Genomic DNA, 13,626 nt, shown 5'->3' with positions numbered 1-13,626 from the left:
GCGCGACCCGGCGCACCCTACGTTAATCCGATCTGTGAGAATCTCGGTGTTATTGTTTAATCTCGATCGCACATTTTAAATCGAAAATCTTAAATCGATATGGCAGGACACAGTAAATGGGCGAATATTAAACGCCAAAAAGCTAGAGTTGATGCCGTTAAAGGCAAGGTTTTTGCTAGAATATCTCGCGAAATTATTGTCGCGGCCCGCAGCGGAGTTCCCGATCCCGCTGGCAATTTTCAACTGCGGACTGCTATAGAAAAAGCGAAGGCGGCGGATATTCCTAATGAAAACATAGAAAGGGCGATCGCCAAAGGTGCCGGCTTGGCGGGGGGGAGTTCGGAATTAGAAGCTATTCGCTACGAAGGTTACGGCGTTGGCGGGGTTGCTATTCTGATTGAAGCGCTGACAGACAACCGCAACCGCACGGCGGCTGACTTGCGAGAAGCTTTTACTAAAAATGGCGGCAACCTGGGCGAAACTGGTTGTGTGGGCTGGATGTTCGACCACAAAGGAGTTTGTACGGTACGCGGCCCGATTGATGAGGAACAGTTGTTTGAAGCGTCGCTAGAGGCGGCTGCGGAATCTTATGATTTGATATTAATTGATGAGGATACTGAAGGTGCAGAGGTATTTACAAGTGTGGCTGATTTGGAACAACTGGCTGATGTTTTGAAGCAAAAAAAATTTGCTGTTTTGCAGTCGGAAAACCGCTGGATTCCGAGCAATACAGTGGAAATAGACACTCCTGAAAAAGCTCGATCGCTCTTGAAGTTAATGGACGCACTGGAAGATTTGGACGACGTGCAAAGCGTGACGGCTAATTTTGAAATGGCAGAGGAATTAATGTCTTTGAGTATGGTGTAACGATCGATAGCGGTTCTCAAGGGTGGTGAGGTATGGGGGCGAGTCCTATGCCAATGCCCAATGCCCTATGCCCTATGCCCTATGCCCTATGCCCTATGAGCACCTCATGTTACTGAGAAAGGCTATAAATCACCAGATTTTTGCCATCCGCAAGACAAATCCCGGTAACTCTGGATCTGCGCTGACTGTTTCAGGATTATCTAAGATTTCAGGTTCGCAATCGGGACGGTAGATGTAGACTTTTCTGTTTTTGCGATCGATCAACAAGCCGAGCGATACACCGTTCTCAATATATTCTTGCATCTTTTTTTGCAATCCCTTGAGAGTGTCACTAGAAGACCGCAATTCAATCACAAAGTCTGGACAAATCGGTGCGAATGAGGCTTTTTGTTCTTCAGTTAAGGCATTCCAGCGCTCTAGTTTAATCCATGAGGCATCGGGGGATCGGGTTGCTCCATTCGGCAAGGTAAAGCCTGCACTGGAGTCAAACGTTTCACCTGTGCCATCTTGTTCAGCCCAGTTCCCCAATTGTAGGGCAATCTTACCGTTTCGATTCCCTGTATCTGAAAAAGCTGGTGACATAACGATCACTTCCCCACTGGCAGTACGCTCAATTCTCAAATCGCGATTAACTAGACAAAATTCATAGAACTGTTCAACAGTCATCGATTCGATCGCAGGGAAATAGACCGTCAGTGGGACGCTTTCGGTTTGAATTAGCAGCGTCGTCATGGTTTTTCCTTTTTTTGGTGCAGGGGTGATAAAATACCTCGAGCTTATCATATCTTAGCTTGGCGATCGAAAGTCTTAGTCGATCGCGGATTCGGAGGCTTGTATCCGTTTTTGCGCGGTGTTAATAATCTTTTTTTCCAGTCAGCAAATAAGTAACCATGTATCCCTTGCCCTTAACTTGAATAGCGCCGCGCTTCTGAAAAGTATATTTATCTTTTAATATCTCGTAGGTTTCGGCGGTGACTTGAATGCAGCCGGTAATCCCGTGGGATTCCATGCGCGAAGCAATATTTACTGTGTTGCCCCAGAGGTCGTAAATAAACTTTTTTAAGCCGATGACGCCGGCAACGACAGGGCCACTGCTAATCCCGATCCGAATGCTGAAAGGTTCCGAATGTTCTAAACTGAGGAGCCGAATTTCGTGCAGCATATCGATCGCCATGTTCGCAACTGCCGCGGCGTGATCGTCTCGGGGCGTAGGCAAACCGCCGACAACCATGTAAGCGTCACCAATAGTCTTAATTTTCTCTAAACCGTGGCGATCGGCCAAGTGGTCAAAAGCCGAAAAAATATCGTTGAGCACTTCCACCACTGCCGTCGCTGAAATTCTCGACGAAAGCTCTGTAAACCCCACAATGTCGGCAAACATCACAGTTACTTCCGCAAAACTTTCGGCGATATTGTGTTCGTTGTCCTTCAAGCGCAGGGCGATCGCTGCCGGCAAAACGTTCAGCAGCAGTTGCTCGGATTTAGCTTGTTCGAGTTCCAACTGTAGGTAAGCAGCCTGCAACTGTTCGGCTTGGCGAATTCTTTCTTGAGCTAGCTTTTCGATTTGGGCGGTGCGGCTCAAAGCTGTCAGCATATATGTCACCGGAATCAGAGTCCACAGCATCCCCATCGTCAGAGTTCCCCAAGAGCGCCAGTGCTTGCGAATCCTGCGAATTTCCGGCGTTGCCGACACGTACATAGACCACTGGCTGCCACTAATTTTCAGCCGCCTTCTGCAAGCTGTATAGTTAGGGCCTGGATTGTCAAAAATCGGGCAGTTTTGCATCAGGGCTCGGTCAGCAGCGGCTGATGCTGGAAGCACTTGTTGGGTCGCGGATTGGAACTGCACCGCAAATTGCTGAATTTGGCTCTCAGCAGGGAGATTTTTGAGCACCGGGTAGGCCCTTTGCGGTAAGAGTGACGCTGCTTCTTGCTTGTCTGGAGCCTCGCTAACGAGATAAATATTGAGGTAGTCGGTATTGCGTCCTTTTAAAGAGGTTTGGAAAATATCTTTGCCTCGAAATACGCCCAGAACAAATCCTTGCAGCAGTTGGCGGCGGGATTCCAGCGTAGTCGGTTTACTGCTGTTTTCGTAAATCGGAACTATGGCCAAAAGACCTAGTTCGGGGGAATTGCTCTGAGTTAGGCCGACGTAGTTGGTGACAATCATCTCTCCAGTATCGCGCCCTCGATCGAGCGCGGCGCGGGTTTCTGGGTGGGAGGCGAGGTCAAAGCCTAATACTGTCTCGTTTCCGGCTGGTGGTTCGACGTAGAAAGCCGGGAAGTATTCGGAACGCTGGAGGGCCTTGCGGAGTTCTCCTCGCGGGCCGCGCTCTGTAATCTCGAAGCTGGGCTCTGTTTCGGTTCTAGCTGTGATTTCGTAGTTGCGCCGCTCGTCCTGGGGGACGCGGGGGGCCCAAGCCAAGAGTTGCAGGCTGGGGTGGACGGATAGGGGCCGGGCGACAAACCTAGCAAAAGAGGAACGCTCGACGGCGCTGAAGGCTTTCATGTAGTCGCTGAGGGCGAGAACAGTATCTAAGTCGGAGTTGAGCTGGCGTTCGATGCCGATCGAAATATCGTCGATCCGGCGGTGCATTTCGTAGTCGCGGCGGTTGTCTTCCCAGTCCCAAACCAAGGCAAATGCCAGGACCGACAGTCCGACACCCAAAGCCAGCGTCAACCCGGCTGGCTTGTAGCGAGACCAGGATAAAGGTAGTTTTTTCAGCATAATTGCCTAGCGAATAAGGGCAGCAGATTAGCACACCGCTGAGTGCGATTTATTTCGGCCTCTGAGTGCGGTTAATTCAAAACCCTGATAACTCAAGCACCGACGGCAATTGGGAATTAAAAGTTAGATATTGAAACTTTTAGATTAATGGACGATCGCTCAGCACGGGATTTCAATCCAGAATTCCGCTCCCTGTCCCGGCGCACAGATGCACCGCAGGCTTCCCTTATGTTTTTCTACCACAATCTGATGGCTGATGGACAATCCCAAACCGGTTCCCGAGCCGACCGGTTTGGTGGTGAAGAAGGGGTCAAATAGCCGCTTGCGAACGTCTTCGCTCATTCCCGGGCCGCTGTCGGCGATGCAAATAACGATGCGATCGCAATGACTGAGATGGCTTTTGCTGTGGCTTTTCAACCCGGCTTTTTTCATTTCAGTGCGAATCACGATCGTCCGAGGTTGCGGTTGGTTTTCTAGAGCGTCGATCGCATTGCTGATAATGTTTAGAAATACCTGGTTTAACTGCCCCGCACAACAGTAAATTTTCGATATTTTTCCGTATTCTTTAATAATTTCAATCCGGCTTGTTTTATTTTCTTGATGCAATCTGTGCTGCACAATTAACAGCGTGCTGTCAATTCCTTCGTGAATGTCGGCAAACTTCATTTCCGATTCGTCTAGCCGCGAAAAGTTCCGCAGCGACAACACAATTTTACTGATTCTTTCTACTCCTACTTTCATGGAGTTGAGCATTTTTGGCAAGTCTTCCTTGAGGAAATCCAACTCTAATTCTTTAACTTTTTCAGCAATCTGAGGAACTGGGGACGGGTAGCAGTTCTGGTAGAGATTCAAGAGTTCTATTAAATCGTGAAAATAGTTGTATGTGTGAGAAATATTGCCGTTAATAAAAGTTGCGGGATTGTTGATTTCGTGGGCGATTCCAGCCACCATCTGACCGAGGCTCGACATTTTTTCGGATTGAACTAATTGGATTTGAGCGTGTTGAAGCTGTTCGTAGGCTTCTTGCAATTGGGTTGCTTGTTTTCTCAATTGAGATTGGGAAGCTTGAAGTGCTGCTTCGGAAATTTTGCGGTTGGTAATATTTTCAATCATCCCTAATTTGTAAATAGGTTTTCCTTCGCCGTCTCGAATCAAAGTAGCTGTCACGTTTACCCAAACAATCTTACCTGTCGCCGAAATCTGGCGAATTTCGATTTGATAGCTCGTAATTTCTCCCCGATAAAGAGAAGCAGCAACTTGGATATTTTTTGGATTATCTTCGGGATGCCCAATTTCTATAAATGTTTTGGCGAGCAATTCGGCTGCGGTATATCCCAGCATTTCGCAGTAAGTTTTATTGACTCGTATTAACTTGTTATCGTCTAAATGGGCTAAGTAGATAGCGATGGGTGCATCTTCAAATATTTGGCGAAATAGTTCCTCGCTGGCCCGGAGTTTAGCTTCGAGGGAAAGCCGTTCGGTGATGTCTTCAAAAGTACACAAAATGCCGACTACATTGCCGTTATGGTCGTGTAAAGGTATTTTATTTGTATCCAGCCAGCACTGGGTGCCGTCGGCTTGCAGTTGGGGTTCTATAATGTGATATTCTGCGGTGTTGCTATCCATAATGTGGCGGTCGCAGGCTCGAAAAAATTCTGTTTCTTCTAACTTCCAGGGCATATCGTAGTCCGTGAGACCGACGATTTCACTGGGGTGATTGAAACCTGCGACGTTGGCCAAGTTTTTGTTGCCTCCCAAGAAAACTGAATCTCGATCTTTCCAGACGATTAACTGAGGGATGTTGTTGATTACCAACCACAGCATTTTCTGGGATCTTTGCAAGGCTTCCGTGCGTTCTAGGACGCGCTTTTCCAGCTCTTGATTAGCTTGCTGCAGGGCGATTTTTGACTCGCTGAGGGCGATTTCTGCTAGCTTGCGATCGCTGATGTCGATTGTCACCCCCTCCCAAAGTATATCGCCGCCCTGTTGCAGTTCGGGCCGGGCGATGCCGCGAATCCATTTCAGTTTTCCCGATCGCGTTACGATCCGCCCTTCATATATCCAAGGTTTTAAAGTTTCGCCGGAAATTGCGACTGATTCTAACAGGGGTTTTAGGTCTTCTGGATGCACCGCTGACCACATTAAATCGGAGTTTTTTTGAACTTTTTCGGGATCTAATTCGTAAAGTTCCCAACAGCCGGAACTGACATAAATGAATTCATCGGAACCGTCGGGATGCAGCAAGTATTGATAAATCATTCCCGGCACGTTGGCGGCCATTTTTTGGAATCTGGCTTCGCTTTGCCGCAGTGCGGATTCTGCAAGTTTGCGATCGCTAATGTCAATCAACAAGCCGTCCCAAATAATGTCATCTTTTTCGCCCCGTTCGGGTCGGGAAGCCCCGCTAATCCACTTAATCCGATCGCCCGGAAAAACTAATCTCCCTTCCCACCGCCAAGGTTCTAAAGTTTTAGCTGAGATAGCAAAAGATTCGTGGAAGCTTGGCGCATCGTCTGGATGAATCATTTCGATCGCGGGAATAGCTGAGTTTTGGAGTACCTCTGGTTCTAATTCGTAGAGTTCGCGGCAGCCGGAACTGACGTAGGGGAATGACATAGTGCCGTCTGCTGTTAACTGAAATTGATAAATCATTCCGGGAAGGTTGGCGGCTAGTTTTTGAAACCTTGCTTCGCTTTGCCGTAGTGCTGTTTCTGCTTCTACGCGATCGGTAATATCGTAAAATGCCGATAAAATTGCTGCTTCGCCGTTAAAATTAATCGAGCGCATCGACATTTTTACCCAAAATAAACTGCCGTTTGCTTTCCTGAGACAGATTTGTTCGCTGTCGCTAAAGCCGTTTTGTTTGACTAATTCTAGCAATTGACGGCGGTCGTTGATATTGGCATAAAATTCATTTTTTTTTCCGCCGATAACTTGTTCGTAACTCAAACCAAAAGTTTTGCATAAGGCAGGATTTGCGTACAAAATAACGCTGTCTTCCAGGCGCGTAATTAACATGGGAACGGGAGTCGCAGTGGCGATCGCCCGCAATCTTTCTTCACTTTCTTGCAGGGCTGTTTCGGCTGCTACTCTTTTGCTAATATCGTTCTGAACTCCGATAAAATGGGTTAATTTTCCCTCGCTGTCTAGGATGGGGGAAACGATTAATTCGTTCCAAAAAGGAGTTTTGTCTTTGCGATAATTTTTGAGAACTACCTTAATTTCCGTTCCCGATCGCAAACTGCTGCGGAGTTTGTCTAATTCGGCGCTATCGGTATCGGGGCCCTGCAAAAACCGGCAGTTGCGTCCAATAACTTCTTCGCCGCTGTAACCTGTCAGTTTCTCAAAAGCAGGATTGCAGTAGATAATAGGTATGTCAGGCCTAGTAGCATCCGCGATTAGGATGCTGTTGCTCGACGCTGCGATCGCCCGTTCTAGGAGAGATAGGTGGAAAAAATCTGTTGTCATCGGTGGCAATACCCACGCTCCCAAGGAGCGGACAGAACTATAAAAAAATATAAATAGCTGGAGGCATTCTTATTTTATATTCTTATTTTTAATTTAGCATTTTTAACAAAGCCAACAGCCAAAAAAAAGCCGGCGGGGGAGACGAGTAATATGGTTTCTGCTGGCATCGGAATCATAATTCTCCGAGTGCAGTGCGAGCGTCCCGCTCGCGATCGCTCCCAGGAACGAGCGGGACGCTCGCACTGCATTAGGAAGGTAGAAAAAAGAAGGTGAAAATACTGATATTTTCAACTTTTTTTCTTCTCCTCCTTCCATCCGGCTCGTCAACCCTTTTAAACGGACAAGCTGATGCAAGAACCCTGAGCAGTCTTGCTTACTTCAATCCTGGCTTGAAAAGCTTCTTTCAGGTGGGGCATATGGGTAACGGTGAGGATGCAGGCGAAGTCGGAGGCGATCGCATTAATTGCAGCAATCAGCCGATCGCACCCAACCGCATCCTGAGTCCCGAATCCCTCATCAATAATCAACATTTGCAAAGCCGTGCCCGCCCGCTGAGACAGCAGTCTCGCCAGCGCCAGCCGAATCGCAAAATTAATCCGAAAAGCTTCGCCGCCCGAGTAAGTTTCATAGGGGCGAGTGCCGCGAGCATCAGCAATTAAAATGTCTAAAGTGTCAATCAATTTAGTTGCTTTTTTAGAAGCAGCAGCCCGCTGAGTAATAAATTGAACGTGCAATTGATTCGCGCTCAATCTCGCCAATATCTGATTGGTTTCAGCTTCGAGTTGAGGCAAAACATTTTCAATCATTAAAGCTTGAATGCCGTTTTTGCCAAATGCTTGACCCAACTCTTGATAAACTCGATACTGGCGTTTTGCAACTTGCATTTGCTCTTTTTGAGCTACTAGCTGAACTTGCAGAGCTTCCAGATTTTGCTGCTGCTGCTGGAGGCGTCCGAGACTTCCCAAATGTTGGTCTAGCTGCTGGCGGCGGCGACTGATTTGCTGTTCGATCGCGCTTATGCGGGCTGTAGGATCGGGATGTTCTTGCAATTGCTGGTTCATCGCGGAAGTTTGAGCGCTGACGGCTTCCAAATCTCGATCGCGCACTGCGATAGAATTTGCGATTTCATTAACGCGCTGCTGCACTTGCGGGTACTGCACAGTTGCCGAGCGCAATTTTTCGGCGCGGGCGATCCAAAACTGCGATCGGCGCATTTCGCTCCGCACGTGTTCGTGCTGTTCCAAATTATAGCCAACTTCCGCAATGTATCTATCTAAAGACAGAATTTGCTGCTGTATTTCCGAGCTATTTTTTTGCTGTTCTAACTGTTGCTGTACGGTGGCTAATTGAGTTTGCAGATCCGGGCGGCGGGCATTAATTTTATGCAGTTTCTGTTGAGCGTCTTTGATTTGAGCTTGCTTAATTTCCGCCCACCGCAAGCGCTTTTCATCGCTGCGGGCGAGGGAGTGGCTGCTATCGCTGTAATTGAGCTGTTGCAGTTGCTGTTCGATTTGCTGTAGTTCGCCCAAATCCGAAGCTGCATACTCGCCGGTGCGCAGCAACCGCTCGATTTCCGCAGCGTCTTCACGCATACTTTGCAGCCGGTTTTCGTCTTGGCTTAGTCCATCTAATTGTGCTTGCAAATGGCTGCGGCGTTCCCGCAATTCTTGGTAGGGTGCTAATTCCTCTTCTAGTTCGCGGTATTCATGTCTGAGGACTTGAATTTCGCGCTCGGAGACGGCCAATTGTTCGCGCACAACCCACAGTTGGTTCCAAATTTCCTGCTGTTGGGAGTGGTGTTTTGCGATTACCAAATTCCAGTAATGTTCGTCTAAAGGTCGATCGCACAAAGGACAATTGCCAAAATTTGTATCCCGCACCATTAAAGGCGAATTCGAGGGTTCGTTTTCCGCAAAATTCGAGGCTTTACCTTCGCCTGCGCTGGTTTCTCCTTCATGTTTCCGCAGCAGTTGCAGTTTTTGGTCGATCTCGGCGAGTCTGGTTTGATAGTCGCGGCTTTTGGCTTGCAGGTTTCCTAGAAAGTCGTGCCTTTCTTGGCCTTTTTCGCGGACTCGGTGCTGATAAACTCGCTTGTTTTCCAACTGCAAAATTTGATTGGCGATGGCAGAGATTTCCTGCTGCAATTGCGGCTGTCGCTGCTGCTTTTGAACTTGCACCTGTCGGTTGATTTCGTCTAAGCGGGCGGTTAAACCGGCGCGGGCGCGATCGAGCTTTTGTTGCTTTTGCTGCTGCTGCTGTAGCAGTGGGGAAACTTGCAGTTGCAGTTGCTCTAGTTCGTTGAGGCGCGATCGAACTGCTTGCAACTGTGCGAGTCCTTTGTCAACCTCCGGCTGCTGTTTGAGAATCTCCAGAACATCTTTTTCATCCTGTTCTAAAACATCTAATTGAGCTTGCAACTGCTGAATTTTGCTTTGCAAAAAGCTCAGTTCGTCGCGCTGCTGTTCTTGCAATTGCTGGCGCTGATTTTGGGCTTGTTGGTTAGCTTTGAATTTGCCAGCCAGAGTCTCTTCTGAGGCTTGCAAGCTGTGGAAATACGCGATTCCCGCTGTTATTTCATTTTCTTGCCCTAGGAGAGCTTGCAGCTCGTTTTGCTGCTGTTTGACGGCGCTGAGTTCTTGCTGCAAGCGGCGGCATTCTTGAGAGATATTGTAGTGCTGTTGCTGGTGGCCGGCGAGGAGTTTTTGCCAGGTTTGGCGGTTGTGGTGCTGGAGTTGCAGTTGCTGCAACTCGGTTGTGTCGGCTTGCTGCTGTGAAGAGAGCAAGTCGGTTGCTTGCTGCAATTGAGTTTGTTCTGAAGCGATCGCCTCTTTTTGTTGCAGTTGCTCTTGTACGGTTTGCAAACTGTGTTTGAGCAGTTCGACTCGAGCTTTAAATTCTCTGGACTTTTCCTTGGCTTGTTCGGATAAAGTGTCGTATCGATCGAGCTTGAGCAGGTTGGCTAAAACTTGTTTGCGCTCGATCGGCTTTTTGAGCATAAATTCATCAGCTCGCCCCTGCCGCAAATACGCCGAGTTGATGAAAGTATCGTAATCTAGCTTGATGTGTTCGAGGATTTTTTGCTGAGTTGTTCTCAGGCCCTTGTCAGTGAGCGTGCGAAAACTAAGCTTATCCTCAGTCTCGGCAGAATTCAAGCTGACTTGAAATTCCAAACTTCCCGAGTGTCCGCGCCGGCGGTTGCGAATCACCCGGTAGATTTGGCCGCCGGTGGAGAAAGTGAAATCAACGCGCACATCAGTTTCGCCGATATGGATGATATCGTCTTCCGTATCGCTGCGACAACAGCCCCAAAGTGACCAGGCGATCGCTTCTAGGAGGGAGGATTTGCCGGCACCGTTAGGCCCGCAAATGCAAGCGGTGTGCAGGCCGCGAAAGTCTAAAGCAGCTTCGCGATAGCTGAGAAAATTTTTAAGTGTAAGTTTTATAGGAATCATTTAGGCCATCGCGCCGTACAATCTATCTATAATTAACACTATTTGTGCGCTGTTGCCTAGTTATTCAATCCAGATCCAGAACAATTGTCAGTGCTTCGGAAAGGTCTTCCATAATTGTCTCGGACAGGCTTCCGAGTTGTCGGACAAATCTTTGTTGGGAAACGGAACGGACTTGAAAAGCATCCGCGGCGGAGAGTTTAGTCAAGCCATTTTCGCCGCTGGGTTCTAGTCGAACCATCCAATTTCTCTCGGTGTATCGCTCTTTCCAGTCAGTGATGGGAACAATAACTTCAAGCAGCAAAATTCCCACCGTTTCATCGCTGACAATTACTACCGGACGGGTTTTGCCGATTTCGGCGCCCACAGTAGGTTCAAGCGCAACCAGCCAGATTTCGCCTCTACGCATTAGTTTTTATCCCTGCATTAAGGTATTCTTCCTCGGATTCAAAATAGGGTTCGCTGTCAGGCGACCACAAATCATGTAAAGCACCTCCCGGCATATAATCTTTTACTGCGGCTTCTGCTGCGGCTCTGAGTTTCAGCTTTCTCTCGGCTTTGCGCTGGGCTTTTTGTTCTATTTCGTCGCGCATCATCCGCGAAGCTGTTTCGATGATTTCTAGGCGTTCTTCTGCGGTCAGATTTTTGAGGGCTGCTAAGATTTCTGTTTTAGTCACGGTTTTTTCGGGTGGTTGGTGAGAAAGTGCGATCGATCCGGGAGCATCCCCCTACTCGGCTACACACGAGATTTGTGCTGTTTTTACTGTACGGGCTTGCGACCTTACGGGTAGTTGTTGGGATTTTCAACTATCAAACCCTCACTTGTTGCTGCTGCATTCAGCTCCCCGTCAGCAGATACTAAAGTCATCGCAGGCAAACTGTTAGCTGTGCAAAGGTTATTTATGCCACAGCCTGTTGCTAGCTGCACAGCATCATAGCCTCGCAATCCGTAGGTTTCAGCTAATGCCATTGCAGAGTTAATAATGCTTTCGGTGAATTCTACAACCTGATACTCAGATTGTAGGTCACTCCTGAACTGATTGCACGCTGCTGTAGCATCTGTCGCATTGATACTTCTGCCGCGCGACCTTCTGGTAATTGCAGCAACAATTTCAACACTTGTAATAGCAGCAATCAATATATCGTTGTTAAGTGCAGGATCGCACAAACTCAAAACCCATGCCGAACCTATTTCATTAATGTAGCGTTTGACCAGCGCACTGCTATCTACAAAATAAATTGTCATCTAGCGGCGTTCCTCAATAATTGTCTCAGAAACAGGCTTACCCTGTACCTGAATTAGTCGCCGTTCTGTTTGCTGACTCCCAGAAGAATGCTTGATTTTTTTTACTAAACCAGAAGTTAACAGCGCTTGGTGCAATTTTGTCCGTTGAGCAGTTTGTTCTTTCTGGGCCAGATATATCCCTATAGCGCGCTCTAGTTGCTGTAGTTCTAGCAGTTCCAGAGTGTCAAGCTGATTGAGGATTTTGTTGAAGATTCCCTGCGGCATAGGATTCTACTTTTTACGCTTGGCTAGTCTGTCTATTATACAACTATCAGACTTGCACGCTGTCACGAATATTCCGGCTTTCTGGACTTAGATTGATGGCTGAAACGACCTATTATCCTTCATCTATCGGGATTGTGCGTCCAGGACGAGTAAAGAAACCCGGTTTCTACGAAGATTTCAAACCCTACATTACCGCTCTGTGCTTATGGCGCACCCTACATCATCGCATAGGCAGATTTTCCATCATCAAAAAAAGGGTTGACTGTATTCCTACAGCCAACCCCCCACATATTTATTTGTCCTGCGTTTGCTCGAACAGCAACACTATCTGGCAATATTCGGGAACGTATAGCCGACACCGACTAACAATCCCACTTCAGCTCCGTCTACAAAACCAATATTCAGTCCCGCTGTTGCTGTAAAATTTCTCGACAGCGGCACATCTACACCCCCCGAAATCAGGAAGCCAAAAGTACCGTCATCGCCGGTAGAAATTAGCACGCCAGCACCTGCATAAGGAGCAGCAGTAATCACAAAATCCTCGCTGACTTCGACGGTCTCTTGAGATACAAAATCGTAGGTAACAGGAATTAGAAAAGCTAAGTTGTCGCGGAACAAAACAGTCGGTCTCACCGAGAAATTGTTCGTCAAACCGATTTTGCTAATAATCGCAAATGAACCGTCGCCTAAGGCTGAATCTCCGCCAAAACCTAGATTGCCGCCAATCCCGACGTAGCTGGGCCCAGAACGGGTAGCTCGCCCTGGTCGGATTTGAGTTCCTTGAGCCACTTTTTTAGTTGGTTCTGAGGCAGTTGCCGGTTTTTCAGCAACTTTCGGTTGGTTTGTCAAAGCTGAGGCGGAAGTGCTGACAGGATTGCTCAACAATTCTTGTGCTGTTTTGACTTCTTTTTCTTCCTTCGTTGCTGTTACTTCAAGATTATTGCTCTCAGCAACAATTGAGGTAGGTCGATCGCTCTTTTTGGCAGTCTCGACCGTTGACTGCACTTTGACGCCATTATCAGCAATTTTAGCTGTTTCTTGCGAGTTTTCAGTCTCAGCAGCAATTGATGTATTTGGCGCAGTTTCTGTCCCAGCAATTTCAGATGTTGCTGCTGCCGATTTTTCTGGTGTTGCAACAGATGCTTGCAAGTTGGCTGCCGGTGCGGAGGCTGCTGGCTCTGCCGCTTCTGTTAGTTCGCTCCAACTGATAGAATCAATTTTTGTATTGCTAGCCGTTGTTTCTGCGTCGGGTTTAACTGCTGAAGTTGCCGCCGGCTCAGAAATTTGGTCAATATTTTGAGCTGCCAAATTTGCAGTTGTAGCGACATCGGGCAAGTTGCCCATTTCAGCTTTCGCTGACAGGGTACTGCAAGAAACAGCTAAAGCTGCAAGGTTTATTAACGCGAAAGCAGACTTAGAAAATAGACTATTCATAGTAACTCCTCAACGAATGGTGTGTTAAAAGTGTAAGTGTTTGAGGGCGACAGTCGAGAGCTTTGCTCAAAAATGACACAAATTTGAGTTGTGTTGTTCCTAGATTGGCACTCAACCGTTGAAGAGTCAACTCTCTAGCTGATTAGATTCAAGAACTGACGGCGGGTTTA

General features: G+C 47.7%; 10 protein-coding genes. 1 reads left to right on the top strand and 9 read right to left on the bottom strand.

All coding sequences use genetic code 11. The features are described from left to right. The first annotated feature begins 99 nt into the window (after positions 1-99). On the top strand, positions 100-867 hold the full coding sequence (locus QUA02_RS03860) for a YebC/PmpR family DNA-binding transcriptional regulator (protein WP_333025433.1): 768 nt from the start codon (positions 100-102) through the stop codon (positions 865-867). A 129-nt stretch (positions 868-996) separates the two neighbouring features. On the opposite strand, the gene QUA02_RS03855 is transcribed toward QUA02_RS03860, so the two are convergent. The 9 genes from QUA02_RS03855 to QUA02_RS03815 form a co-directional block, all read right to left on the bottom strand. Continuing rightward, on the bottom strand, positions 997-1,599 hold the full coding sequence (locus QUA02_RS03855; RefSeq protein WP_333025432.1) for a Uma2 family endonuclease: 603 nt from the start codon (positions 1,597-1,599) through the stop codon (positions 997-999). Between the two features lie 121 nt (positions 1,600-1,720). Further along, entirely contained in the window at positions 1,721-3,595 is a 1,875-nt protein-coding gene (locus tag QUA02_RS03850; RefSeq protein ID WP_333025430.1) for an adenylate/guanylate cyclase domain-containing protein, read from the bottom strand. 159 nt (positions 3,596-3,754) lie between these two features. Further along, entirely contained in the window at positions 3,755-7,063 is a 3,309-nt protein-coding gene (locus QUA02_RS03845; protein ID WP_333025428.1) for a PAS domain-containing sensor histidine kinase, read from the bottom strand. Positions 7,064-7,395: 332 nt separating this feature from the next. Then, complete coding sequence (locus tag QUA02_RS03840; RefSeq protein ID WP_333025426.1) at positions 7,396-10,515, bottom strand: AAA family ATPase; 3,120 nt, start codon at positions 10,513-10,515, stop codon at positions 7,396-7,398. Positions 10,516-10,579: 64 nt separating this feature from the next. Beyond that, complete coding sequence (locus QUA02_RS03835; RefSeq protein WP_333025425.1) at positions 10,580-10,921, bottom strand: type II toxin-antitoxin system PemK/MazF family toxin; 342 nt, start codon at positions 10,919-10,921, stop codon at positions 10,580-10,582. After that, positions 10,914-11,189, bottom strand: a complete 276-nt coding sequence (locus tag QUA02_RS03830) for a hypothetical protein (protein WP_333025424.1) — start codon at positions 11,187-11,189, stop codon at positions 10,914-10,916. Before QUA02_RS03830 ends, QUA02_RS03835 begins: the two co-directional genes overlap by 8 nt. A gap of 104 nt (positions 11,190-11,293) precedes the next feature. Beyond that, the gene (locus tag QUA02_RS03825; protein WP_333025422.1) at positions 11,294-11,758 is read right to left on the bottom strand and encodes a type II toxin-antitoxin system VapC family toxin; all 465 of its coding nucleotides are present in this window, start codon (positions 11,756-11,758) and stop codon (positions 11,294-11,296) included. After that, entirely contained in the window at positions 11,759-12,022 is a 264-nt protein-coding gene (locus QUA02_RS03820; RefSeq protein WP_333025420.1) for a hypothetical protein, read from the bottom strand. 324 nt (positions 12,023-12,346) lie between these two features. Further along, complete coding sequence (locus tag QUA02_RS03815; protein WP_333025418.1) at positions 12,347-13,456, bottom strand: hypothetical protein; 1,110 nt, start codon at positions 13,454-13,456, stop codon at positions 12,347-12,349. Between the last annotated feature and the right edge of the window lie 170 nt (positions 13,457-13,626).

It is taken from the genome of Microcoleus pseudofavosus SVA1_A4 (assembly GCF_036700565.1).
In the GTDB taxonomy this organism is placed as follows: domain Bacteria; phylum Cyanobacteriota; class Cyanobacteriia; order Cyanobacteriales; family Microcoleaceae; genus Microcoleus.
The sequence above is the reverse complement of the archived record's forward strand: the minus strand, read 5'-3'. Positions and strand labels throughout refer to the sequence as shown.

Excerpts from the sequence above, each read along its gene's own strand:
- QUA02_RS03820 (WP_333025420.1), bottom strand. The coding sequence starts at position 12,022 with ATGCCGCAGGGAATCTTCAACAAAATCCTCAATCAGCTTGACACTCTG.
- QUA02_RS03825 (WP_333025422.1), bottom strand. The coding sequence starts at position 11,758 with ATGACAATTTATTTTGTAGATAGCAGTGCGCTGGTCAAACGCTACATT.
- QUA02_RS03845 (WP_333025428.1), bottom strand. The coding sequence starts at position 7,063 with ATGACAACAGATTTTTTCCACCTATCTCTCCTAGAACGGGCGATCGCA.
- QUA02_RS03850 (WP_333025430.1), bottom strand. The coding sequence starts at position 3,595 with ATGCTGAAAAAACTACCTTTATCCTGGTCTCGCTACAAGCCAGCCGGG.
- QUA02_RS03815 (WP_333025418.1), bottom strand. The coding sequence starts at position 13,456 with ATGAATAGTCTATTTTCTAAGTCTGCTTTCGCGTTAATAAACCTTGCA.
- QUA02_RS03840 (WP_333025426.1), bottom strand. The coding sequence starts at position 10,515 with ATGATTCCTATAAAACTTACACTTAAAAATTTTCTCAGCTATCGCGAA.
- QUA02_RS03835 (WP_333025425.1), bottom strand. The coding sequence starts at position 10,921 with ATGCGTAGAGGCGAAATCTGGCTGGTTGCGCTTGAACCTACTGTGGGC.
- QUA02_RS03860 (WP_333025433.1), top strand. The coding sequence starts at position 100 with ATGGCAGGACACAGTAAATGGGCGAATATTAAACGCCAAAAAGCTAGA.
- QUA02_RS03855 (WP_333025432.1), bottom strand. The coding sequence starts at position 1,599 with ATGACGACGCTGCTAATTCAAACCGAAAGCGTCCCACTGACGGTCTAT.